Source organism: Synechococcus sp. SynAce01 (assembly GCF_001885215.1).
Classification (GTDB): domain Bacteria; phylum Cyanobacteriota; class Cyanobacteriia; order PCC-6307; family Cyanobiaceae; genus Regnicoccus; species Regnicoccus frigidus.
Window position 1 is genome coordinate 143,350 of the sequence record NZ_CP018091.1, and the last position, 19,362, is coordinate 162,711.

General features: G+C 61.9%; 23 protein-coding genes. 15 read left to right on the forward strand and 8 right to left on the reverse strand.

Annotation, left to right across the window (positions count from 1 at the left end; all coding sequences use genetic code 11):
* The first annotated feature begins 105 nt into the window (after nucleotides 1-105).
* Together BM449_RS00780 and BM449_RS00785 are read left to right on the forward strand one after the other, a co-directional pair.
* The gene (locus BM449_RS00780) at nucleotides 106-1,131 is read left to right on the forward strand and encodes a fatty acid desaturase (RefSeq protein ID WP_071799688.1); all 1,026 of its coding nucleotides are present in this window, start codon (nucleotides 106-108) and stop codon (nucleotides 1,129-1,131) included.
* Between the two features lie 58 nt (nucleotides 1,132-1,189).
* Nucleotides 1,190-1,555, forward strand: a complete 366-nt coding sequence (locus BM449_RS00785) for a hypothetical protein (protein WP_083544304.1) — start codon at nucleotides 1,190-1,192, stop codon at nucleotides 1,553-1,555.
* Nucleotides 1,556-1,560: 5 nt separating this feature from the next.
* On the opposite strand, the gene BM449_RS14585 is transcribed toward BM449_RS00785, so the two are convergent.
* Both BM449_RS14585 and BM449_RS14590 read right to left on the reverse strand, forming a co-directional pair.
* Entirely contained in the window at nucleotides 1,561-1,986 is a 426-nt protein-coding gene (locus tag BM449_RS14585) for a hypothetical protein (protein WP_071799690.1), read from the reverse strand.
* The gene (locus tag BM449_RS14590) at nucleotides 1,983-2,240 is read right to left on the reverse strand and encodes a DUF3721 domain-containing protein (RefSeq protein ID WP_071801810.1); all 258 of its coding nucleotides are present in this window, start codon (nucleotides 2,238-2,240) and stop codon (nucleotides 1,983-1,985) included. Before BM449_RS14590 ends, BM449_RS14585 begins: the two co-directional genes overlap by 4 nt.
* A gap of 318 nt (nucleotides 2,241-2,558) precedes the next feature.
* Here BM449_RS14590 and BM449_RS00800 point away from each other — a divergent pair, with 318 nt between their 5' ends.
* Together BM449_RS00800 and BM449_RS00805 are read left to right on the forward strand one after the other, a co-directional pair.
* A complete protein-coding gene (locus tag BM449_RS00800; protein ID WP_071799691.1) occupies nucleotides 2,559-3,317 on the forward strand; it encodes an esterase in 759 nt (252 codons plus the stop codon).
* A gap of 5 nt (nucleotides 3,318-3,322) precedes the next feature.
* Complete coding sequence (locus tag BM449_RS00805) at nucleotides 3,323-3,721, forward strand: PPC domain-containing DNA-binding protein (protein WP_233831201.1); 399 nt, start codon at nucleotides 3,323-3,325, stop codon at nucleotides 3,719-3,721.
* 16 nt (nucleotides 3,722-3,737) lie between these two features.
* Here BM449_RS00805 and BM449_RS00810 read toward each other — a convergent pair whose 3' ends face one another.
* Nucleotides 3,738-3,950 carry a hypothetical protein gene (locus BM449_RS00810; protein WP_071801811.1) on the reverse strand — a complete coding sequence of 71 codons (213 nt, stop codon included), beginning with the start codon at nucleotides 3,948-3,950 and terminating at the stop codon, nucleotides 3,738-3,740.
* A 450-nt stretch (nucleotides 3,951-4,400) separates the two neighbouring features.
* On the opposite strand from BM449_RS00810, the gene BM449_RS15250 reads away from it, so the two are divergent.
* The gene (locus BM449_RS15250; RefSeq protein ID WP_071799693.1) at nucleotides 4,401-4,646 is read left to right on the forward strand and encodes a hypothetical protein; all 246 of its coding nucleotides are present in this window, start codon (nucleotides 4,401-4,403) and stop codon (nucleotides 4,644-4,646) included.
* A complete protein-coding gene (locus BM449_RS00820) occupies nucleotides 4,643-5,206 on the forward strand; it encodes a pyridoxamine 5'-phosphate oxidase family protein (protein ID WP_071799694.1) in 564 nt (187 codons plus the stop codon). The genes BM449_RS15250 and BM449_RS00820 overlap by 4 nt, the downstream gene beginning before the upstream one ends.
* Here the strand turns inward: BM449_RS00820 and BM449_RS00825 are convergent.
* The 3 genes from BM449_RS00825 to BM449_RS14820 are packed head-to-tail and all read right to left on the reverse strand — an operon-like array spanning nucleotide 5,133 to nucleotide 8,754.
* Nucleotides 5,133-6,488, reverse strand: a complete 1,356-nt coding sequence (locus BM449_RS00825) for a chloride channel protein (protein ID WP_071799695.1) — start codon at nucleotides 6,486-6,488, stop codon at nucleotides 5,133-5,135. The genes BM449_RS00820 and BM449_RS00825 overlap by 74 nt on opposite strands.
* Nucleotides 6,485-7,717, reverse strand: coding sequence for a multidrug effflux MFS transporter (locus BM449_RS00830; RefSeq protein WP_071799696.1), 1,233 nt, complete (start codon nucleotides 7,715-7,717; stop codon nucleotides 6,485-6,487). The genes BM449_RS00825 and BM449_RS00830 overlap by 4 nt, the downstream gene beginning before the upstream one ends.
* Entirely contained in the window at nucleotides 7,714-8,754 is a 1,041-nt protein-coding gene (locus BM449_RS14820; protein WP_071799697.1) for a hypothetical protein, read from the reverse strand. The genes BM449_RS00830 and BM449_RS14820 overlap by 4 nt, the downstream gene beginning before the upstream one ends.
* Nucleotides 8,755-9,156: 402 nt before the next feature.
* On the opposite strand from BM449_RS14820, the gene BM449_RS00840 reads away from it, so the two are divergent.
* From BM449_RS00840 to BM449_RS00850, 3 genes are all read left to right on the forward strand, one after another.
* Nucleotides 9,157-10,614 (forward strand): DUF6880 family protein, encoded by a 1,458-nt coding sequence (locus BM449_RS00840; RefSeq protein WP_233830885.1) that lies wholly within the window; start codon nucleotides 9,157-9,159, stop codon nucleotides 10,612-10,614.
* Between the two features lie 93 nt (nucleotides 10,615-10,707).
* Entirely contained in the window at nucleotides 10,708-11,460 is a 753-nt protein-coding gene (locus tag BM449_RS00845) for an STAS/SEC14 domain-containing protein (RefSeq protein WP_071799698.1), read from the forward strand.
* Nucleotides 11,461-11,676: 216 nt separating this feature from the next.
* The gene (locus BM449_RS00850) at nucleotides 11,677-11,877 is read left to right on the forward strand and encodes a hypothetical protein (RefSeq protein WP_071799699.1); all 201 of its coding nucleotides are present in this window, start codon (nucleotides 11,677-11,679) and stop codon (nucleotides 11,875-11,877) included.
* An 18-nt stretch (nucleotides 11,878-11,895) separates the two neighbouring features.
* Here the strand turns inward: BM449_RS00850 and BM449_RS00855 are convergent, their stop codons facing one another.
* On the reverse strand, nucleotides 11,896-12,834 hold the full coding sequence (locus BM449_RS00855; protein ID WP_071799672.1) for an IS481 family transposase: 939 nt from the start codon (nucleotides 12,832-12,834) through the stop codon (nucleotides 11,896-11,898).
* Between the two features lie 255 nt (nucleotides 12,835-13,089).
* On the opposite strand from BM449_RS00855, the gene BM449_RS00860 reads away from it, so the two are divergent.
* From BM449_RS00860 to BM449_RS15140, 6 genes are all read left to right on the forward strand, one after another.
* Nucleotides 13,090-14,031 (forward strand): bile acid:sodium symporter family protein, encoded by a 942-nt coding sequence (locus tag BM449_RS00860; RefSeq protein WP_071799700.1) that lies wholly within the window; start codon nucleotides 13,090-13,092, stop codon nucleotides 14,029-14,031.
* A 91-nt stretch (nucleotides 14,032-14,122) separates the two neighbouring features.
* Nucleotides 14,123-14,563, forward strand: a complete 441-nt coding sequence (locus BM449_RS00865) for a rhodanese-like domain-containing protein (protein WP_071801813.1) — start codon at nucleotides 14,123-14,125, stop codon at nucleotides 14,561-14,563.
* Between the two features lie 220 nt (nucleotides 14,564-14,783).
* A complete protein-coding gene (locus tag BM449_RS00870; protein ID WP_071799701.1) occupies nucleotides 14,784-16,280 on the forward strand; it encodes a DUF1254 domain-containing protein in 1,497 nt (498 codons plus the stop codon).
* Nucleotides 16,281-16,400: 120 nt separating this feature from the next.
* Nucleotides 16,401-17,894, forward strand: a complete 1,494-nt coding sequence (locus tag BM449_RS00875) for a DUF1254 domain-containing protein (RefSeq protein ID WP_233830889.1) — start codon at nucleotides 16,401-16,403, stop codon at nucleotides 17,892-17,894.
* A 44-nt stretch (nucleotides 17,895-17,938) separates the two neighbouring features.
* Nucleotides 17,939-18,352, forward strand: a complete 414-nt coding sequence (locus tag BM449_RS15135; RefSeq protein WP_205526829.1) for a DUF1254 domain-containing protein — start codon at nucleotides 17,939-17,941, stop codon at nucleotides 18,350-18,352.
* A 21-nt stretch (nucleotides 18,353-18,373) separates the two neighbouring features.
* Nucleotides 18,374-18,988: a DUF1214 domain-containing protein gene (locus tag BM449_RS15140; RefSeq protein WP_205526830.1), complete on the forward strand. Its 615-nt coding sequence runs from the start codon at nucleotides 18,374-18,376 to the stop codon at nucleotides 18,986-18,988.
* Nucleotides 18,989-19,110: 122 nt separating this feature from the next.
* Here the strand turns inward: BM449_RS15140 and BM449_RS00885 are convergent, their stop codons facing one another.
* Nucleotides 19,111-19,272, reverse strand: coding sequence for a conjugal transfer protein TrbI (locus BM449_RS00885; RefSeq protein ID WP_071799702.1), 162 nt, complete (start codon nucleotides 19,270-19,272; stop codon nucleotides 19,111-19,113).
* Nucleotides 19,273-19,362: the final 90 nt, after the last annotated feature.

A 19,362-nucleotide genomic window follows, 5' to 3' on the forward strand; every position in this document is an offset into this window, starting at 1 on the left:
CTGCCCCAAGGCCGACGCCCTGCCTGACCGTTCAGAGCGGTTGACGGCGATCCGCTCACGAATCTGCTCACGGCCTTCGTCTTCCCTTCCCCATTGCCCCCGCGCATGACCACCGACCACCGGCGGGCCGACTTCGTTCTGGCCCCTTATATCCGCAGTAGCAATCGCCGCGGCGCGCTGCAGATCCTCAGCGCCGTCGGGCCCTACTTATTGCTCTGGGCCCTGGCCATTCAGGCTGCGGGGCACGCCATCTGGGCGCTTCCGTTCATTTTGGTTCTGCTGGTTCTCTTCTCCCTGCGTTGCTTTTCATTGATGCATGACTGCGGCCACCAGTCGCTGTTTCGCAGCCGCCGGCTGAACCAGATCGGTGGCTTCCTGCTCGGATTGGTCAACGCCATTCCCCAGGTGGCCTGGTCGGCGGATCATGCCTTCCACCACCGCACCAATGGCGACTGGGAGCGTTACCGCGGCGTAGCTGACTTCCTCTCCAGCGAAGACTTCGCCCGGCTCGATTCAAAGCAGCAGCGGATCTATGGGCTATTGCGCCATCCTCTGATGGCCTTCCCCGGGGGCTTCTATTACCTCGCCATCCAACCGCGGCTGGCCCTGCTGCAGGCGATCGGCGCCGCCGTGCGCGCCCGGGCTATCCCCCGCACAGCCGAGTTCTGGGAGCAGCTGCTTAACAGCGTCTGTGTGATCGGCATTCTCATCCTGGCCGGCCAAGCCTGGGGTTACGGATTCGTGCTGGGGCTGTATGCCATCACGTTGGCCTTTGCCGCGATGCTGTTCATCTGGATCTTCTATGTGCAGCACATCTTCGAAGGGACCTATGCCCATCCCAGCGAGGGCTGGAGCAAGATGAAAGGGGCACTTGAAGGCACCAGTTACCTGCAGATGCCGGTGTTGTTGCGCTGGTTCACCGCCGACATCGGCTATCACAACATCCACCATCTCTCGGAAGGCATTCCGAACTACAACCTCAGAGCTGCCCATCTCGCCAACGCAGAGCTGCTGCGCGATGTGCCCACACTCCGATTGGGCGACATGCTCGCGTGCGGCAAATTCATCCTCTGGGATCGGGCCGCCCAGCGCTTGGTGCCGCTACCAGAGCAGGCCCATGCCATTTCATGAGCCTGCCTCACCATGCTCACGGTCTTGGGAACCTCGGTTTCTTGAGCAAAACAGCCTGTTGATCGGCCATGCCGCCTGGCAGGGCTACGGCGACAGCGGAGCCGGGATGCTGTTTTGTGAGCTCGCCAGTCCAGTTCCGCTGGAGCTGGACTGGCGCTACCAGAGCGTGACCTTCAGCCGGCAGTATCTGGGTCGCGATCAGGTGGCGGCTCGGCTGCGGCGCCATGGCCTGGGGCCTGAAGCCATCAACCCCAGCCTGGACGCCCTCAACACCTACGACCCAGCCCGGGAAGTGGTGGTGATGCTTTGTGGCCATGGCTGTGAGCTGATCGCCCTGCTCAGGAACCTGCGCACAGCACCGCCGGCCTGCTTTGAGCAAGTGGAGAGGCGCTGGTCAGAGTTCGCTTGCGCTATGCATTCCTAAGGCTTTCAGGGTTCGGGATGCTCTTCGCAGGGCATCCACAGCCTTCCCATGGGATGGGCGCCTTGACAACCGAGTTCACGGGCCTTGAGCAGGGCTTCTTCACGGGTGGGGTAGGCGAAAAAGTTGCCGCTGGGCTGGCCGTGATGGTGATGCACCTGGGCGGCTTCACCACCAAGCCGGAACGGTCCCATGCCCTCCATGCCGGTCCACCACACCCCCATCACATTGACGCCGGCGATCAGCACGCCCATGCCAACCACGGTGGCGTTGATCACGCCCATGCCAACGAGGCCAAGGCTGACCACGCCCATCGGCACCACGCCGATGCTCACCACACCCATGGGCACAATCCCGATCGAGATGATCCCCAAGGGGGCGATGCCGATCGCCACCAGCTTCGGCTTACCGCCGCATTCACCCGTCACCGTCACTTGTGGCCCATGCTGGAGTGAGTTCCGCCGGTGGTCTCGGCGTGGCTGCTGCACGGCATCCACTGATGGCCCATTCGGTGTGCACCGTTGCAGCCGAAGCGCGGTGCGGCGGCCTCCGCCTCCGCCTTGGTGGCGAACACGGCCTGAACAGCCCCCTTGCCCGCTGGAGCCGACTGAGCTTTTGCTGCCTGCGTATGGACCACCCCCCAGGCGGAGCTCAGCAGCAGAACCTGGCAGGCCAACAAACGCAACATCGGGCAAGCATCCATTGAAATTCCATTGTGCACGGGTTGGGGAGGAGGCCGGGCGGCGCCGATCCGCGCCTTCGAGTTCACGTTCGAGCCGTTGGGCCTCACCGCTCTGGCCATTCAGGTGGTGACGGGCCTGTGGATGGGCTGGATCTACCTGTCTGGCTTCCAGGGGATCTTCAACCCGGCACGGTGGCATTGGCCTGGCACATCCGCGGCATCACCGCCCTGGCGATCGCTTTTGTGGCGGTCGGCGCGCTGATCCGCCTGGGCGGGTTGGGTTGAACAAAGACTGGTCTGGTTGCTTCCCCCCTGGCGCTGCCCATGCCCTCCCAACCGATCGTGATCCTCGGTGGTTTCCTGATCAGCCCTGAGGCCTACGCGCCAATGGCCACAAAGCTTGAGCAGTTGAGCGGACAGCCGGTGCGGCTGGTGGCGGTGGTCAAGGCTGAGTGGCTGCTGACCGTGTTCGCCTTCGGTTGGGCGAGGATTCTCGATCGGGTGGCCACCACGGTGGCTGATCTGGCCCGGCACTCCCCCACGGGCCAGGTGACCCTGATCGGCCACAGCTCCGGTGGGGTCATGCTGCGGCTGTTTCTCGATGACGCACCGTTCCAGGGCCGCTGCTACGACGGCAAAGCCCTGGCCGACACGCTGGTGATGCTGGGCAGTCCCCACACCGCCTTGAGGGCCACGGCCCTGCGCCAGATGGTGCAACAGCGTCTGCCGGGATCCTTCTTCTCTGATCGGGTAGGGGACGATCGGGTCAAGGCCGACAGGGTGAGGTATGTCTCGGTGGCGGGAGATCTGGAGTTGCCAGCGGCCAGTTCCATGGCCAGGCGTCTGGCACCGACGGCCTATCGCAACAGCAGCGGCGATGCCAACGACCGGGGCGACGGCCTGGTGCCAGTGACCTCGGCCCTGCTGGAGGGCTCAACCTCCGTGGTGCTGCCTGGCGTGGCCCATGGCGGTGCCTTCGGGGCGAACTGGTATGGCACTCCGGCGGTGGTGGTGGAGTGGTGGTGCGCCCTTGAGCAGCCCGAAACGGGAGCCGACACCGTGGCCAAGGGGCCGGTTGCATGAGAGTGGTGCCGTTGCGGCTGACGCCAGGGGCAGATCTGCGCCTGGTGCTGGAGGCCTGGATGCAAGAACAGAACGAGCAGGCTGGCTGCGTGATAAGCGGCATCGGCAGCCTGTCGGTGGCCCGGCTGCGCTGGGCCGGCCAGGAGGCGATCACCACCCTGACGGGAGATCTGGAGATCCTGTCGCTGGCCGGCAGCCTCTCGCCCGATGGGGTCCACCTGCACATCGCTCTGGCAGACAGCACAGGAGCGGTGGTGGGTGGCCATCTCTGCAGCGGATCGCTGGTGCGCACCACCGCTGAACTGGTGCTGGCTCTGCTGCCGGAGTGGCGCTTCAAGCGGGAGTTCGACCCTGCCACAGGCTTTGCCGAGCTGCAGATCCGCAAGGCAGATGCCAGCGACTGACTGAGCGGCCTTGCGATCAACCCTCGGGTTCTTCAACTGGCGGTGGGACTGGCAGTGGGACTGGCAGTGGCCATCGCCGCTCCACCGTGACAAAAACCACCCAGGCCAGAGCAGCGCTGATGCCGCCGCTCCAATCAGCGCGCAGCAGTTCCACGATCGCTGCCGTGCTGGCCACGATGCGCAGAGCACGCAGGCCAAAGCGGCCCAACTTCTGGAAGTTCGCCGTCATGAAAAGGGGGGTGTTGCGGCTCACTCCAGCACGACGAAGCCCGGTGACAAGGCCACCGGGCTTCGAAGATTGGTGAGGGGCGGAGTTGCTGACGTTGGCCACTGGGGCCAGTTTTCTAGTGGGGCTTCCGCTGCGTCCGGGGCACCTCAGGCGGCGCAATGGACGGAACAACACTCTATTTTTTTCGAATCAAAAATGTTTTCGTACTGAAAACGGTTTCAATCCGAAAATCTTTGGTGCGCCTGGGAAACCAGAGATCCGTGAAGGATGTTTGGAGCAGGGGCCTGATCGTCAGCGAACTCCTGAGAGTTGCTCAGGTGGGGTGTCTTCCATGGTATGGAGCCTCCCGGTGTCGATGGCTTCATCATCGGCCCGGCAGCTCACTGGGGCAATAGGGGTTTATGCCTGATCCCGGCGGCCGCGCCAGGATTGAAGCACTGCATCTCTGCCATGTTCCTGCCCAGCCCCTTCTGTCTCCTCCCTGCCGCCAAGATCGCTGGACTGCAGGCGACGGTCCTGTTGCTGCTCACCGCCCTGATCAAGGCCAGGATCCAGATCAAGGCGGCCTCTGCGCTGGGGTTGTCCCTGCTCGCCCTGCAGACCCTCGTGTTCCTCGCCGCCGCGGGCGCCTTGGGCCTGACGACCCTCGCTGGTGTGGCGGTTGCACTCAAACAACGCCAAGCGCAGACGGCTTGAGCACACTTCCGCCCTGGCGCCCGCTGTTGCGGGCGGCCCGCGAGCGGGAAGGCCGCTCTCCAGCAGCCCGCTGGCTGCAGCTGGCCAGCGTGGCTGTCGATGGCACGCCGCGCGTGCGCACCCTGGTATTCCGTGGCTGGGCCGATGGCGAGGCCCTGGATCTGCTCACCGACGGTCGCAGTGCCAAACCGCTCGAGCTTCAGTGGCAGCCAGCCGTGGAACTCTGTTGGCTGCTGCCCAAGGCCCGTGCTCAGTTCCGTCTGCGCGGGCAGGTGCTGGCTTTGCCCGCTGAGTTGGAACAAGGCGAAAGGGAACGGCACTGGCAAACCCTCAGCCCCGGCGGCCGTGCCCTCTGGGGTTGGCCCGTACCCGGGGCAGCGTGGGATCCCACGGCGGCTTATCCAGCGGAGTTGGCCGTCGATACCCCGCTGCCTGAGCACTTCGAGCTGCTGCGCATCGGCCTGAAGCAGGTGGAGTTGCTGGAGCTCAAGGATCACCCGCACCAGCGCCGCCTTTGGTGCCGTGATCGTGGCTGGGAGGAGGAGCGCCTGAACCCCTGAACGCTCTGGTCTGGGCTTCGTTCCAGCTGATGCCTCCGAGCCAGCGGCCGATGGCCGCCGCGATGGCCGAACCGGTGAGCAGCCAGGGCAGGGTGGCGGGATTGCCCTGCAGCGTGAACACAAATACCGAGCAGAACAGGGGTGTGCGGCAGGCGCCGCTGAACAATGCGGCTGCAGCGATGGCGACCAGGGCCGCCTGTTGATCCGCCGGCCACTGCTGCAGCCAGGGGCCGACCAGCACGGCCCCCAGGCTCATCGAATCGTGCATCAGGCCGCCCGGAGCGCCGATCGCGATACTCAGCAACGGCCCAAGCAGCCGCGGCGCACCTGCCCACCAGGGCATGTCCGCACGGCCGGCCAGGGCTGGGCCGAGAGCGAGCGAGCCGTCGTTGAGGCTGATGCCGCCACTGGCCACCGCCAGCAGGGCGAACAACAGACCGATGGCCAGCGCGGCAGGCACCAGATGTGAACGCAACAAAGAGCCAAGGCGCTGGGCGAAGGGAACCAGCAGGCGAACCAGCAGCACACCGATCAGGGCGGCCGCCACACTGATGAGCAAGGCGAGCGGCAGCAGGACAGGCGCCAGCGGCAGCGCCATCCCTTCGGCCAGGCGGGCGGGTTGTCCCAGCTCGGAATTGAGCAGGGTGCCGATGCCCGCCAGCAACAAGGTGGGCACCAGCAGTTGGAAGCCAGACACGGCGCTGAGTTCTTCGAGCGCGTAGGCGGCCCCCAGCAGGGGTGATTGAAAGGCAGCACCGAGGCCGGCACCACCACCGATAGCGACAGTGAGGGCCAGCGGCAGCCGCTGAAGGGGGGCGAGCCGGCGGCGCAGGGCCAGCAGGATCGAAGCGCCGAGGGCGGCGGAGGGGGATTCCGTGCCCACGCTCAGCCCGGCGAGATGGGTAAGTGCCAGCAGGGGCAAACGCGCCAGCTGGTGCCTGAGCGAGAGGTTGGCGATGGCGCGATCACGTTCTGCATCCGTGTCGGCGTCCTGGAGAACCAGCACGCCAGTGAGGCCGCCGCCCCGGCCAGCAGCCAACGGCCTCCAGGCCAGCAGCACGAAGGCCACGGTGGCAAGCAGCGGACCTGCCACCAGCAGAGGCTTGAAAGCCCCATCGCCCCCGAGGGGCCAGAGCCGCTGGAGCCGGAAGCCAAGTTCAGAGAGCCATTGATAGGGAAGTTCCGCCAGGCCAATCACCAGCCCCGCCAACAGCAGGGTCAGGGCCCAGCTGACTGCCTGGCGAAGCGACTGCGCATGGCGCGAGAGCGACGCGGTGGTCATGCGCTGATGTCCACCCGGGTGTAGGCCCGCACCAGGGCCGCCAGCATCAGGGCAAGGGCGAGCAGGGAGAGCGCCAGCGGCACCTGGGAGGTGTCCGGCAGCCAGACGACAAGGGCCACCAGCGCGGCGGTACCCTCCTGCTGCAGAAAACCGGTGAGGGCTGAGGCCTGGCCAGCCGCGGCAGGGAAAGCCTGCATCGGCAGGGCCAAACCGATCGGGACCACGATGCCGCCTCCCGCCACCACCACCAACATCGGCCCCAGCAGCGAGAGCGGATCAAAGCGGCCGGCCAGTCCCAGCGCCAGCATCACCAGGGCACCAGCGGTGATCGCACCAAGGCCAATCCAGAGCAGCCGCTGCTGACCCAGACGCACCACCGTGCGGCGCACAAGGAGAGACCCCACCAAATAAGCCGCGCTTAAAGAAAGGGAAAGGTTGCCGAACTGGGCGGGGCTGTAGCCGAAGCTGTGCTCGAAATCAAAGGGACTGGCGGCGGCGTAGCCCGCCACCACGCCAGTGGCGAGCATCACGATCAGGGCCGGCAGCAGGAAGCGGCGATCCCGGAGCAGGCGGCCATAGTCACGCAGCACCACAGCCAGCTCCCGACGCAGCGTGGTGGCACGGGAGGTCACGGGCGGCAGGGTTTCGCCCAGCTCCCGGACCAGGTAGGCGAGCGCGAGTGAGCCCAAGACGGTGAGGAGAACAAAGTCGGCCCGCCAGGAGGCCACGCTGGCGATCCACCCCCCGAGAAAGGGCGCGATACCGAGGGCCAGCGCATAGCTGATCGCCACCACCGACATCGCCTGGGCCAGGGAGCGCTGGCTGAACACATCCCGGAGGCAGGCCCGCGACACGCTGGTGCCACAGCCGGCGGCCACCCCCTGCAGTAGCCGCAGCAGCAGAAACGCCCCAAATCCAGGCACCAAGGCCAGCCCCAGGCTCGCGAGCGTGAACAGGGTCACGCCGCAAAGGGCGATCGGCCGGCGCCCGAAGCGATCGGCCAGAGGGCCCCACACCAACTGGGAGAAGCCGTAGCCGAGGGCGTAGGCAGTGATCGATTCCTCAGCAGTGCTGGCACTCACCTGAAAATCACTGGCCATGGCAGGCAGCGAGGGCAGGGCGATGAACAGGCCCGATTGCCCCAGGGCACTGCCCAGGCAGGCGTAGCTGATCTGGGCAATCCCGGTACTTGATCCCTTGGCGGTGCCTGAACCAGGAGGGGGGATCACGCGAGCTCCGGCCAGAGATCGGGTTGATCGATCATGGGCTTGCGCAGCGGCAGCACGTTGAAGCGGCGGCGGATCTCCCGCAACGGTTCTGCGGCCATGGCCAGATGGTCGAGCTGGCTGAAATCGCCTCGGCAGGCCGATCCGCGCACGAGCGCCTCGCCGAACAGCGCGGTGGAACCAGGCAGATCGAGGGCTCCGAGGCGACCGTTCACGCCGTGATAGGGCTCACCGCCTCCGCCATAGGCAACGAATTGATGATTGGTGCCGTGCTTGAACAGACCCACTTCATGGATCAGAACGTTCGTCAATGACGCCATCCAATTGGCGTCGCTGTTGTTCAGGGCCAACTTGAACGCACCCAGGGCAATCTCACCGGGCCCTGTCGGTTCATAGCCCGTGATCACGTGGTTCATGTCATGACACACGTAATAGCGGGGATTGGGCGTTTCCCTGCTGGGCATGGCCATGCCATTGCGCTCGTAGAGCTGAACGAATGCCCAGCCCAAGCTGCCGTAAGGCAGCGATGGCAGCTGGTCCAGGGCCGCGAAGAACGCATCGTCGCCCTGGGCCTCGCCAGGCCCCGGCACCCCGGCTTGCCGCTCGGAGAGTTCGGGGATGTAGGCGTCATACGCGCGAACAAATCGCGCCGTCGCCTCAGCCGCCGAACAATGGGCAAAATCCCGGACGATCTGGAGCTGGGGCGGATCGATCTCCAGGGCGCGGGCATAGGCCTCCAGGCGCTGCAGCTGGCTTTCGCTCTTGGGATGGCGGCAAAGGTCAAGGATCAAGCCCATCTGCAGGAACAGGCGCCGCCAGCAGGGCTCAGGCAACACCGCGGCCAAGGCCCCAGGGGCCAGCGGTTCAAGTTCTTGCAACTGGCTGTCTTCGAGGGCGAGCAGATGGCTGGCCACGGCAGAGAAGACCCGATGCTGTTCTGCGGTGGGGCCACCCTCTGCATCAATCAGACCCAGCAAACCGGCGGCAAGATGGCGGGCCTCTGTTGGGCTGACTGGGAACGGAATTCGATGGGGTGTCATCACCAAAACAACCAGCCTGAGCGGAACTCTATGGGGTGCATAAGTTCTGGCCTTTGATCCGATTGAAGTTGACCCGCTTGTTATCGATCCGATTGTTATCGATCCGATCGTGTTTGATCTCCTATCGCTCAGAGGGACCGTGATCCCGGTGGGATTGGTGAAGTCACCCTGAGGCAGCGCTATGTCTCCAAGGCCACGCCATAGTCCACAAAGTCCTTTCAATTCAGCTGCCCAATATGGCGGATGGCAGGCGGGTGACTGGCTGGTGATGTGCAGGCTGATCAGATCAAGTCCATCGCCTTTCTGATCGATTGCCAAGGTCAGTGATCTGTTTCTCCTGCGTTTGTTCTCACCTGGAGCTTTAGTCCCCAGGGAGACAGAACGGAAACCCATCAGGTGTCCGTGAGCGGCAAGCATGATCCGTTCAAACGCGCCAATCTCGAAGCCATTGCGCATCCGGCCCCGTTTTGCTTGGCCGGGCTGGATCAAGGCGATGATCGCAGCATCGTCGTGGGACCGATGGCCGGCAAGCGCACCCTCAACGCCCGCAACCTTGAAGCCCTCGGGGCGCCTGTGCTCGCCGAACTGCTGATCGAGCTGAGCAGCGGCCATGCCGTGATGCAGCGGCGCCTGCGCTTAGCCCTGGCTGCTGCGGAGGGGGCCAGCGAAGCCGCCCAGGAGGTGCGCAAGCGCCTGGCGGCGATCGCCCGCTCCAGCACCTACGTGGATTCGCGCAAACGCAAAGCTCTGATCTGCGAGCTGGAAGCCCAGCGCCAAGCCATTTCCGGAGCGATCGCCGAGGCCGATCCGGCCCAGGCCTTCGCGTTGCTGGTGCGCTTCCTGGAGCTGGGTGATGGCGTGATGGATCGCTGCTCCGACAGCACCGGCGCCGTGATCGGGGTGTTCCAGCAAGCGGTGGCCGAGCTGGGGCCAATCGCCAGCGCCGCCAAGCTGAAACCAGACGCCTTGGCGGAGCAGGTGGTCGATTTGCTCGGCGACAACGGCTATGGCCAGTTCGATGGGCTGATCCCGGCGCTGAAAGACGCACTGGGCGAGCAGGGGCTGCGGCTGCTGGAGCGCCACTGCCGTGAACGCGGCGCCCGCGATGGCCACCCCGCCCTGCTGCAGATCGCCGAATGCCGCGGCGATGTGGACGCCTACCTGGGCCAGTTCGACGCCAGCCAGCTCAGCTGGCCCAGCACCGCCGCCGATGTGGCCCAGCACCTGCTGACCGCAGGCCGAGCGGAACAAGCGCTGGTGGTGCTCGATGGCGCTGCCAAGGGCGCGGCCAGCTGGCATTCCCCCGACTGGAACGAAACCCGCATCGCCGTCCTCGAAGCGCTTGGCCGAAGCGACGAAGCCCAGGACTTGCGCTGGCAGTGCTTCTCTTCAACCCTGTCGATCACACACCTGCGCGATCACCTCAAACGGCTCGCAGCCTTCGAGGATGGGGAGGCTGAGGAGCGGGCCTTCCAGGTGGTGGCGGAGCACCCGATGCCTCTGCTGGCCTTGCAGTTCCTGGTGAACTGGCCCGCCCTACCCCGCGCCGCCCGTTACGTGATCACGCACTGGGAGGAGTGGGACGGGGAAGCCTTCGACATCTACGGACCGGCCGCCGAACGCCTCAGCGCCGGCCATCCGCTGGCCGCCACGCTGCTGTTGCGGGCCATGGTGGCCTTCGCCCTGTCGATGGGCCGAGCCAAGCGGTACCGCTACGCCGCCGAGCACCTGCGCAGCTGCGACCAGCTGGCCTGCCGTATCGACGACTGGCAGGGCATGGAGAATCACGAGCGATTCGTCAGCCGCCTGCAGCAGACCTTCGGGGCGAAGTGGAGCTTTTGGCAGATGTTGGAGCGCTGAACGGATCAGGGTCCCGGCAAGCCAAGCAGATGTTTTGGGCGCTCTGGCCTCGGATGGCTACGGTTCAGGTAGGCCATTCCCAAGGAGATTCCCATGATCGAATGCATGAGCGGGCTACCGGATGGCACCCTCGGTTTTTCCTTCCAGGGACAGATCACGGCCGACGATTATGACCACGTGCTGACACCAGCGCTTGATCGTGCCCTTGAGCAGCACGACCACCTCAAGCTGATCGCCCAGCTGGGGCCGTCCTTTGAGGGTTACGACCTGGGCGCCGCCTGGGCCGATGGTCGTGAAGCCTTGCGGCACTGGGATGGATTCGAGCGATTGGCACTGGTGAGCGATGTGGCCTGGGTGCGCACGGCGGCGGCGGCCTTCAGCCTGGCCATGCCCTGCCCGGTGCGGGTGTTCGCCGACGCAGACCTGGAGGATGCTCGCCGTTGGTTATCGGAATCACTGGGCACAATGCGCCTGGAGCGGCACGGCGATGTGATCGAGGTCCGGCTGATCGGCACGATCGAAGCCAGTTCCTATCAACAGATGGAAGCCAACCTCGACGCTGAACTTCAGGATGTCGATGGCGCAAGGCTGCTGCTGGATCTGCGCGAGTTCGATGGCTGGGCCGGCCTCGGCGCCCTGGGGCGCCACATGGCACTCGTGCGCGACCATCGCCGGACGATGCGGCGTGTTGTAGTGGTGGGCAACAAGGCCTGGCAGGCGCTGGCGGAAAAGCTGGTCTCCCAGTTTGTTGAAGCTGAGACCCGTTTCTTCGATGCAGCTGATTATGCCCTGGCGGAAACCTGGATTCGTCTACAATCCAACGACGACAAACAAATCAAAGCTTGAGTTCTGGCCAAGATCCGACAGCGTTTGCGAAGATCAACAACAAAATGGTTAGAGGGAAGACTGAAGTCAAAGGCGTTGTTCTTGCGGCTGGAAGCGAAGCCCTTGGTTGACACATTGTGCTGAATCGCTGAGCTACGTCTCTCCTGCACCGCTAGCCTTATGACAGCAATGGCCCACACAAGTGGGCAGATCCAATGAATCGGTGGCTGGTGATCCGTGTCTGAATTTCTTCGCCAACTCGCCCTGATGGTGGTGATGCAGGTGGTGCGGTTTCAATTTCCCGATGTGGCCACCGCTTCCAGCCAAGACCTGGCCCGTCAGCTGGCGAGCGATCCGTCTGCGCCCGTGATGATCGACACGCGCGAACCCAGCGCTATCGCTACGCCGTCGAGAATCTGCGCAGCTGCGATCAGCTAGCTGTGCTTTCTCACCAGGTCATTCAGCGATCAGCAGCCGCTGGAGGCATTGCTGAGGAGTGAGGCCACCGAGAGCCATGTGGCACCTGCTGCCGTTATAGATCCCCAGATAGCGGGGTAGCCAGCGGTTGCGTTCATCCGATGTTTGGTAGGCGATCACATAGGCCCATTCCGACAAGATGGTTTTGATGAACCGTTCGGCCTTGCCGTTGGTCTGCGGGGTGTAGGGCTTGGTGCGGATGGGTTTCAGATCCAGAGCCCGACAGGCTTTTCGCCAGTCATCCGAGCGATAGGAGGGGCCGTTGTCCGAGAGGATCCGGCGACAGGTGATCCCCTGTTCAGAAAACCATCCGACGGCACGGGCCAGGAAGCCAACGGTTGTCGCCTTCTGCTCGTCTGCGAGCACCTCGACGTAAGCCAGGCGGGTGGCGTCGTCGATCGCGACATGTACCTTCTCGTAGCCGGCACCTCGGGAGGAGCCTTGACGACGGTCGCCGGTGATGCGGTGGCCGACCCGCTCAAACCTGGCCAGCTGTTTGATGTCGACATGGATCATGTCCCCGGGGCGCTCCCACTGGTAGCGACGAACAAGACGTTTGGGGTCAAGGTTCTTCAGGCGTCCCAGGCCCAGGCCCTTCATGAGCCGACCAACGGTGGAGAGGGGCGCACAGAGAGCCCTGGCGATGCGGCGGAGCGTGCAGCGCTGGTGCCGCAGGTCTACAGCCTGCTGGAGTTGCTGCGGATCGAGCGTCCGCCGCTGGCTGCGGCGAACACTCCGTCGATCCGCCAGTGCCGCTACGCCGCCTGCTCGAAACCTGGAGAGCCACTTGTAGGCCGTACGCAGGCTGATCCCGGCTTGTGCTGCAAGGGCTTTGAGTGGCACGCCTTCATCGAGATGCCGGCGGATGAGCCGTTCCCGACTGATGGGTGTCAGTCGGGCCAGAGGGTGGCTATGCATGGTGTGTGAGGTCTTGGGACGGTGGTGACACTCCGACCCTGGCGACCTCACACCCCCTTGTCAGCTGAACAACGTGGTGGGACTACACAGCTAGCCTCCTGCATCGACGACTGGCAGGGCGTGGAGGATCACGAGCATTTTGTGAGCCGCCTGCAGCAGGCCTTCGGGGCGAAGTGGAGCTTCTGGCAGATGTTGGAGCGCTGAGCGCCAGGGCTGGAGCTGTAGGTTCCCGTCTACTTCGAGAAGGTTGTCCAGGTGCTGGAGCGATTCACACTGCTGTTCCCGCTTTGGACCCTGCTGGGGGTTGTGCTGGCGCTGCCGTTCCCCTGGCTGTTCACCTGGCTGCAAGGGCCTCTCATCGTGCTGGCCCTGGGGGTGATCATGCTCGGCATGGGCCTGGAGCTGCAGCCGGCCGATTTCCGGCGGGTGCTCCGCCGTCCGCGGCCGGTCGCTCTCGGCGTGATCGGCCAGTTCAGCGTGATGCCCCTGCTGGCCGCAGCGCTGGCCTGGGGTCTGGGGCTGGAGCCGCCCCTGGCCGTGGGGCTGATCCTGGTGGGGTGCTGCCCAGGCGGAACGGCCAGCAACGTGGTGACCTTGATCGCCCGGGCTGATGTGGCGCTGTCGGTGGTGATGACCACGGCGAGCACCTTGCTGGCTGTGGTGCTCACCCCTGCGCTCACTGGGCTTCTGGCCGGTCGTTATGTGCCTGTGGACGGCTGGAAGCTGTTGTTGGACGTGTTGCAGGTGGTGCTGCTGCCCCTGGCCGCCGGCATTGGCCTCAAACGCGGCACCCCGCGGCTGGCCCGTTGGATCGGACCGTTGATGCCTCCACTGGCAGTGCTGGCGATTGTTCTGATCGTGGCCAGCATTGTGGGCAGCCAACGGCAGGCCTTGCTGGAGCAGGGCCCGCTGTTATTCCTCGCGGCGCTGTTGCTGCATGGCGGCGGCTTCCTGCTGGGTTGGCTGATCCCCGCGGCCGAGCAGCAGCCGATTTTGGTGCGTAGAACCCTGAGCATCGAAGTGGGGATGCAGAATTCCGGACTGGCGGTAGTGCTGGCCCGATCGGCGTTCGCCGCCACCCCACTCACAGCCCTACCCGGTGCCATCTCGGCAGTGGTTCACGCGGTGCTGGGAAGCCTGCTGGCCAGTTGGTGGAGGAGGAATGAACGAAGGAACAAAACAGCACCAAACGGCTAAAATCACGTTCATAGAAGTCCAACGAATCGAGCAGATCAACTATGGAAAAGGACGTTGACTAGTGGTTGAATTTCTTCGCCAACTCGCCCTGATGGTGGTGATGCAGGTGGTGCGGTTTCAATTTCCCGATGTGGCCACCGTTTCCAGCCAAGACCTGGCCTTTCAGCTGGCGAACGATCCGTCTGCGCCCGTGATGATCGATACGCGCGAACCAAGGGAATATGCCGTCAGCCACCTTCCTGGAGCCCTCAACCTCACCACGGTGGAAGCCATCGAGAAGGAGGGTATTGCTAAGGATCGTCCATTGGTGGTGTATTGCACCGTTGGCTATCGCTCCGCCTATCTGGCCAGAGAACTGAATGCAGCGGGCTATGGACAGGTAGCGAATCTGGACGGTTCTATCATTCAGTGGCACAACCAGGGCAATCGCCTGTTGGCTCAAGGAGAATTGGTCCAAAAAGTGCATCCCTACGACAAAACCTGGGGCCTCCTGCTAAACCCCAATGATCGATCCGATGGAACGCCGAAATAGCAGCATATCAAAGCTTCTAGATCACCTAGCGTAACCTCTTCATCCAGGAGGACGAGAGAGAGATCAAACCGTTCAACAAGCTCACACATGCATTTCAAACTTGGGACAGATGCCGTGTATAACTTTACACGCAAAGACTATGTAGCAAGCCCTGTAAGCCACTTCGGATCAAGAACCATCCAAGTCATTGCAATCAAAGCCCTGAATCAGGAAAATCCCTATGAGCATATTTTCTCACACCACTTTCAAATTGGCCTTGATGAGCGTCTGTTCGCTTGCACTGCTTTCGGGTGGCGATCAAGCATGCGCTGGGCCTTCAACCGAAATCCCGGAAATCGCCAGCACGGCTGCTCCCTCCATAGCTGGAGATGGACTCACGACCAAGCAATTCAAGGCCATCGCCGAGGAGGGATTCATCTACGGCTTACCGCTGGTGATGAACTATGCGGTGATGTATGAGTATGCCGTCGACAAAGCTGGTAGCCAATTCAAGGCGCCTTTCAACCAGATCAGGAACATCCCACGGGTGTACACCTATAGGGATACAGCTGTCGTTACAGCCAACAGCGATACGCCTTATTCCTTCGTGTGGCTGGATCTTCGAGCCGAACCCATGGTGATCTCCATACCGGCCGTCAAGGACCGCTATTACTCGGTGATGCTTACTGACAGCCACACCTACAACTACGGCTATCTGGGCAGCCGTGCCACCGGCGGCAAGGCCGGAAAGTACATGATCGTCGGTCCAGGCTGGAAGGGCGAGAAGCCTGCAGGCATTGATAAGGTATTTCAGTCGCTGACACCATTCAGCCTGGCAGTATTCCGAACCCAGCTGATCAATCCGGCGGATATGCACAATGTGGAGAAGATCCAGTCCCAGTACAAGGCTGAGCCACTGTCTGCTTTTATCGGTGAGCCGGCCCCACCAGCCGCGCCAAAGATCAATTTTCTGCCTGCTACGACCGCCGGTATCAAAGACAACTTCTGGGCTTACCTGAACGCTGCACTTGAATACATTCCGGAAGCTGAGGAAGACAAGGCCATCCGCGGCAGTCTGGCCCAGTTCGGTATCGGGCCTGGCAAAGCCTTCGACATCAAGGCGCTGTCACCGGAACGCCAGCAGGCCATGGACGAGGCGATGAAGGCCGGTGACGAGAAGGTCTCCACCTATTTGGCCTCCGGCATGACAGAGGCCAATGGTTGGCAACTCGGCTCCTTGCCTGGGGACCGAGCGCACTACGACGGGAACTGGGTCATGCGTGCTGCCACCGCCAAGGCGGGCATCTACGGGAACGATGCCGCCGAGGCCGTGTATCCCTTGGGGCGTGTGGATGTCAACGGAAAGATCCTAGATACCAGCCAGCACAATTACACGCTCACCTTCGCCCCAGGCCAGCTGCCGCCAGTGAATGCGTTCTGGTCGGTGACCATGTACGACGGCAAGTCACAGTTGATGATCAAAAATCCGATCAACCGCTACTTAATCAACACGGCCATGGTACCTCAGTTAAAGAAGAACGTTGACGGCTCCGTGACGATCTACATCCAGAAGGATTCACCGGGAAAGGCCAGGGAAAGCAATTGGCTGCCGGCACCGGATGACACGGCCTATCTGGTCATGCGTCTGTACTGGCCAAAGCCTGCCACCAATGCGCTATCTGTTCTGCCGGTTGGCAAGGGCACCTGGAAGCCACCGGGCATTGTGAAAGCCAACTGAGCAAACGATTGGTCGTAGTGATAAAAAAACAGCAATGATTATGAGACAAATAAGGGATTAGTATAAAGCGCCAACCCGATTCATCCGTAGAGCAGAACAGTGATTATGTATCGACGTTTCATGAATATGGCCTTTACGGCAGCTCTGCTCATGCTGCCGTTGTCACACAGTGCCGCCGCCCAAGTCAGCAAGTCTGAGCTGGAATCAATTTCGATCCCGGATCGGGTCGAAACTCCGATTGGTGAATTGAAGTTCTTTGACGGCGTTCCCACCAACGCCACCATCGACAAGCTCTATGACAACCTCGACCGCATGCGCGGGCTGCAGGTCTACTTGGACAACGTCGGCGGTGTATCGATCCAGAGCGTCCTCGACGGACTCGCAAAAGCGGGTGCTGACACACCGAACAAGATCGCTCTGTTCGAGAAGCTGATGGATTCTAAGACACTGGTCGTTACGGCGAACACCTCGACGCTGTATGCCTATGCGGGCACTGATCTGGCCAAGGATGGTCCGACGGTTATCGAAATTCCACCGGGCATGCTCGGCTTTCTCAACGATGCATGGCAGCGCTTTGTTGGCAACATGGGCGTGACCGGGCCGGACAAGGGCATGGGTGGAAAATATCTGGTGCTGCCACCCGGCTACACCGGCAAGATCCCTGCCGGCTACTTTCTGCTGAAACCGCAGACGAACAGAAACTTCCTGTTTCTGCGCGGCTCGATTGCCAAGGGGCTGGAGCCAGCCGTGGAGAACATCACTTCGGGCTTGAAGATCTACCCATTGAAGGATGCTGCTGAGCCGGCACCAACTGAGTTCGTCAATATGTCTGACAAGGCCTTCAACACGGTCTTTCCAAACGACCTGCAGTACTTTCAAATCCTCAACGATATGATTCAGCGCGAGCCGATTGAGGCGATCAGCCCGGAGGTACGCGGTGCTATCGCCTCAATCGGCATTGTCAAAGGCAAGCCATTCGCGCCCGATGCGCGCATGAAACAGCTGCTCATCGAGGCCGGTACGCTCGGAAATGCCACAGGGCGCGCCATCACCTATCAGCCGCGCATCGGCGGCGTCTTCATCTATCCCGGAACCGAGAGCAGCTGGACCACCGCCTACGCAAACAAAAACACATCATTCGTGTCCGAGGGCACAGTCGACTTGTCTGCGCGAGCGTTGTTCTATTTCAACGCAGGCGGAGTAACGCCGGCTATGGCAACCTCCCGTGTTGGAGCGGGATCTGACTACGCATTCGCCACTCTGGATGCCGACAAGAACCCGTTCGATGGTGCCAAGACCTACAGACTGCGTCTGCCGCCCAACGTGCCGGTGAATGACTTCTGGGCGCTCACATTGTATGACACACAGACACGCTCGATGTTGCAGACCAGCCAACCTTTCCCAACCGTCGGAAGCCAGGACGAGGGCATGCAAAAAAATGCAGACGGCTCATTCGACATCTATTTCGGGCCAAAGCCGCCTGTAGGCAAAGAGGGCAACTGGCTAGCGACGCTGCCGGGTAAAAGCTGGTTCACGATCCTGCGAATGTACGGCCCGCTTGAGCCATGGATTAACAAGACCTGGCGCCCAAGCGAGATCGAGTTGCTGAAGTAAGACATCATTTCCTATACAACGATCTGCAACGAGGAGTCTTCAAAATGAACAATTTCTTTTCCACCGCCGCAATCGCACTCATCAGCGCACTGGCCATCCCTTCGTTGGAGGCCAATGCCAAAGATTTAAGAGCTGCAGTTGACCGTCCGATCGTAGTCAACGTTGATAACTTCAACGAAGCACAAAGCGACCTCGAGTTTGCAGGCATTTTGAAATTGTCCGGCGGCATCAACCAGCTGCATCACAACCGCACGCCGACACCAATCGACAAGCAGAACGTGATCCGGATGAATCGCGACACCCTTTACAGCCTTGGGCTTATCAACATCTCCGAGGGTGCGACTATCACCTTGCCAGATGCCGGCAAACGCTACATGTCGTTGATGATCATCAACAACAATGGCTACGTGAACAATGTCTACTACGGTGGCGGCTCGTACAAGTTGACAATAGCTTAGTTTGATACACCAATCGTTGGCGTGATTATTCGCACTTTAGCCAACTCCACGAACAAAGCTGATCTCGCCGTAGCACACAAGCTACAAGACCAAATCAAGATCAATGCCAGTTCCAATCAAGTGTTTGTCTTGCCCAATTACGACATGATCAGTTATGAGGCAACGCTCGAACCGATTCTCGACCTGGCCAAGGGCTTGAAACGCTACACCCGCATCTTCGGCTCCAAAGCCGATGTTGATCCGGTTCACTTCTTGATTGGCAGCGCTTCTGCCTGGGGCGGACTACCAGACAAAGACGCGCAATACTACAATATAGAGCCCAATCTACCATTAGGCAAGTACGAACTGACGGTCAAGGATGTACCGGTGAAGGGTTTTTGGTCGATCAGCTTATACAACGCGAAGGGCTATTTCCAGAAAAATAACCTGAATGCCTACAGCCTCAACAACCTGATTGCAAAGCCGAACAGCGATGGCTCCTACACGGTGCGTTTTGGTGGCTGCACCGCCAGCACCGAAAACTGCCTGCCGATCATGGACGGCTGGAACTACAGCGTACGTATGTACGAGCCAAGCCAGGCCATCATCGATGGCACGTGGACATTCCCCAGCCCGCCAACACCACGCATCGACTGATTCACGCTGAATTTAGAAGCCTCATCCCTTCAATTGGCTGTAAGTACAACAGTATCGGCCTACATGTCATCCGGCAGTTGGGGTAATCGATCACGGATGACGCCCAGCGTGATTTGAAGGGCTCAACCGTTGCATTCACAGCCGCAGCCGAGGTGGCAGGGCTCGCCGTTGGGGTGGCCGTTGGCACAGGCATCGCTGCAGAAGGATCCTTCTGCCTTCACCGAGCAATGGCACTTCGGGCAAGCGCATTCGATCTTGACGGGGCTTTGCAGGGTCGTGGTCATGGCTTCTCTCTGCAGGCGGCGAGCAACCCCATCATTCTGGGGCCTTTTCTTCGTTTTCTGGGCCTCTCAGCGAGCGGGATGGTCTGTTTA

Bases quoted from the DNA above. Each gene is read 5' to 3' on its own strand.
- BM449_RS00780 (WP_071799688.1), top strand. From the start codon at position 106: ATGACCACCGACCACCGGCGGGCCGACTTCGTTCTGGCCCCTTATATC.
- BM449_RS14590 (WP_071801810.1), bottom strand. From the start codon at position 2,240: ATGTTGCGTTTGTTGGCCTGCCAGGTTCTGCTGCTGAGCTCCGCCTGG.
- BM449_RS00800 (WP_071799691.1), top strand. From the start codon at position 2,559: ATGCCCTCCCAACCGATCGTGATCCTCGGTGGTTTCCTGATCAGCCCT.
- BM449_RS00810 (WP_071801811.1), bottom strand. From the start codon at position 3,950: ATGACGGCGAACTTCCAGAAGTTGGGCCGCTTTGGCCTGCGTGCTCTG.
- BM449_RS15250 (WP_071799693.1), top strand. From the start codon at position 4,401: ATGTTCCTGCCCAGCCCCTTCTGTCTCCTCCCTGCCGCCAAGATCGCT.
- BM449_RS00825 (WP_071799695.1), bottom strand. From the start codon at position 6,488: ATGACCACCGCGTCGCTCTCGCGCCATGCGCAGTCGCTTCGCCAGGCA.
- BM449_RS14820 (WP_071799697.1), bottom strand. From the start codon at position 8,754: ATGACACCCCATCGAATTCCGTTCCCAGTCAGCCCAACAGAGGCCCGC.
- BM449_RS00845 (WP_071799698.1), top strand. From the start codon at position 10,708: ATGATCGAATGCATGAGCGGGCTACCGGATGGCACCCTCGGTTTTTCC.
- BM449_RS00855 (WP_071799672.1), bottom strand. From the start codon at position 12,834: ATGCATAGCCACCCTCTGGCCCGACTGACACCCATCAGTCGGGAACGG.
- BM449_RS00865 (WP_071801813.1), top strand. From the start codon at position 14,123: ATGGTGGTGATGCAGGTGGTGCGGTTTCAATTTCCCGATGTGGCCACC.
- BM449_RS00870 (WP_071799701.1), top strand. From the start codon at position 14,784: ATGAGCATATTTTCTCACACCACTTTCAAATTGGCCTTGATGAGCGTC.
- BM449_RS00875 (WP_233830889.1), top strand. From the start codon at position 16,401: ATGAATATGGCCTTTACGGCAGCTCTGCTCATGCTGCCGTTGTCACAC.
- BM449_RS15135 (WP_205526829.1), top strand. From the start codon at position 17,939: ATGAACAATTTCTTTTCCACCGCCGCAATCGCACTCATCAGCGCACTG.
- BM449_RS00885 (WP_071799702.1), bottom strand. From the start codon at position 19,272: ATGACCACGACCCTGCAAAGCCCCGTCAAGATCGAATGCGCTTGCCCG.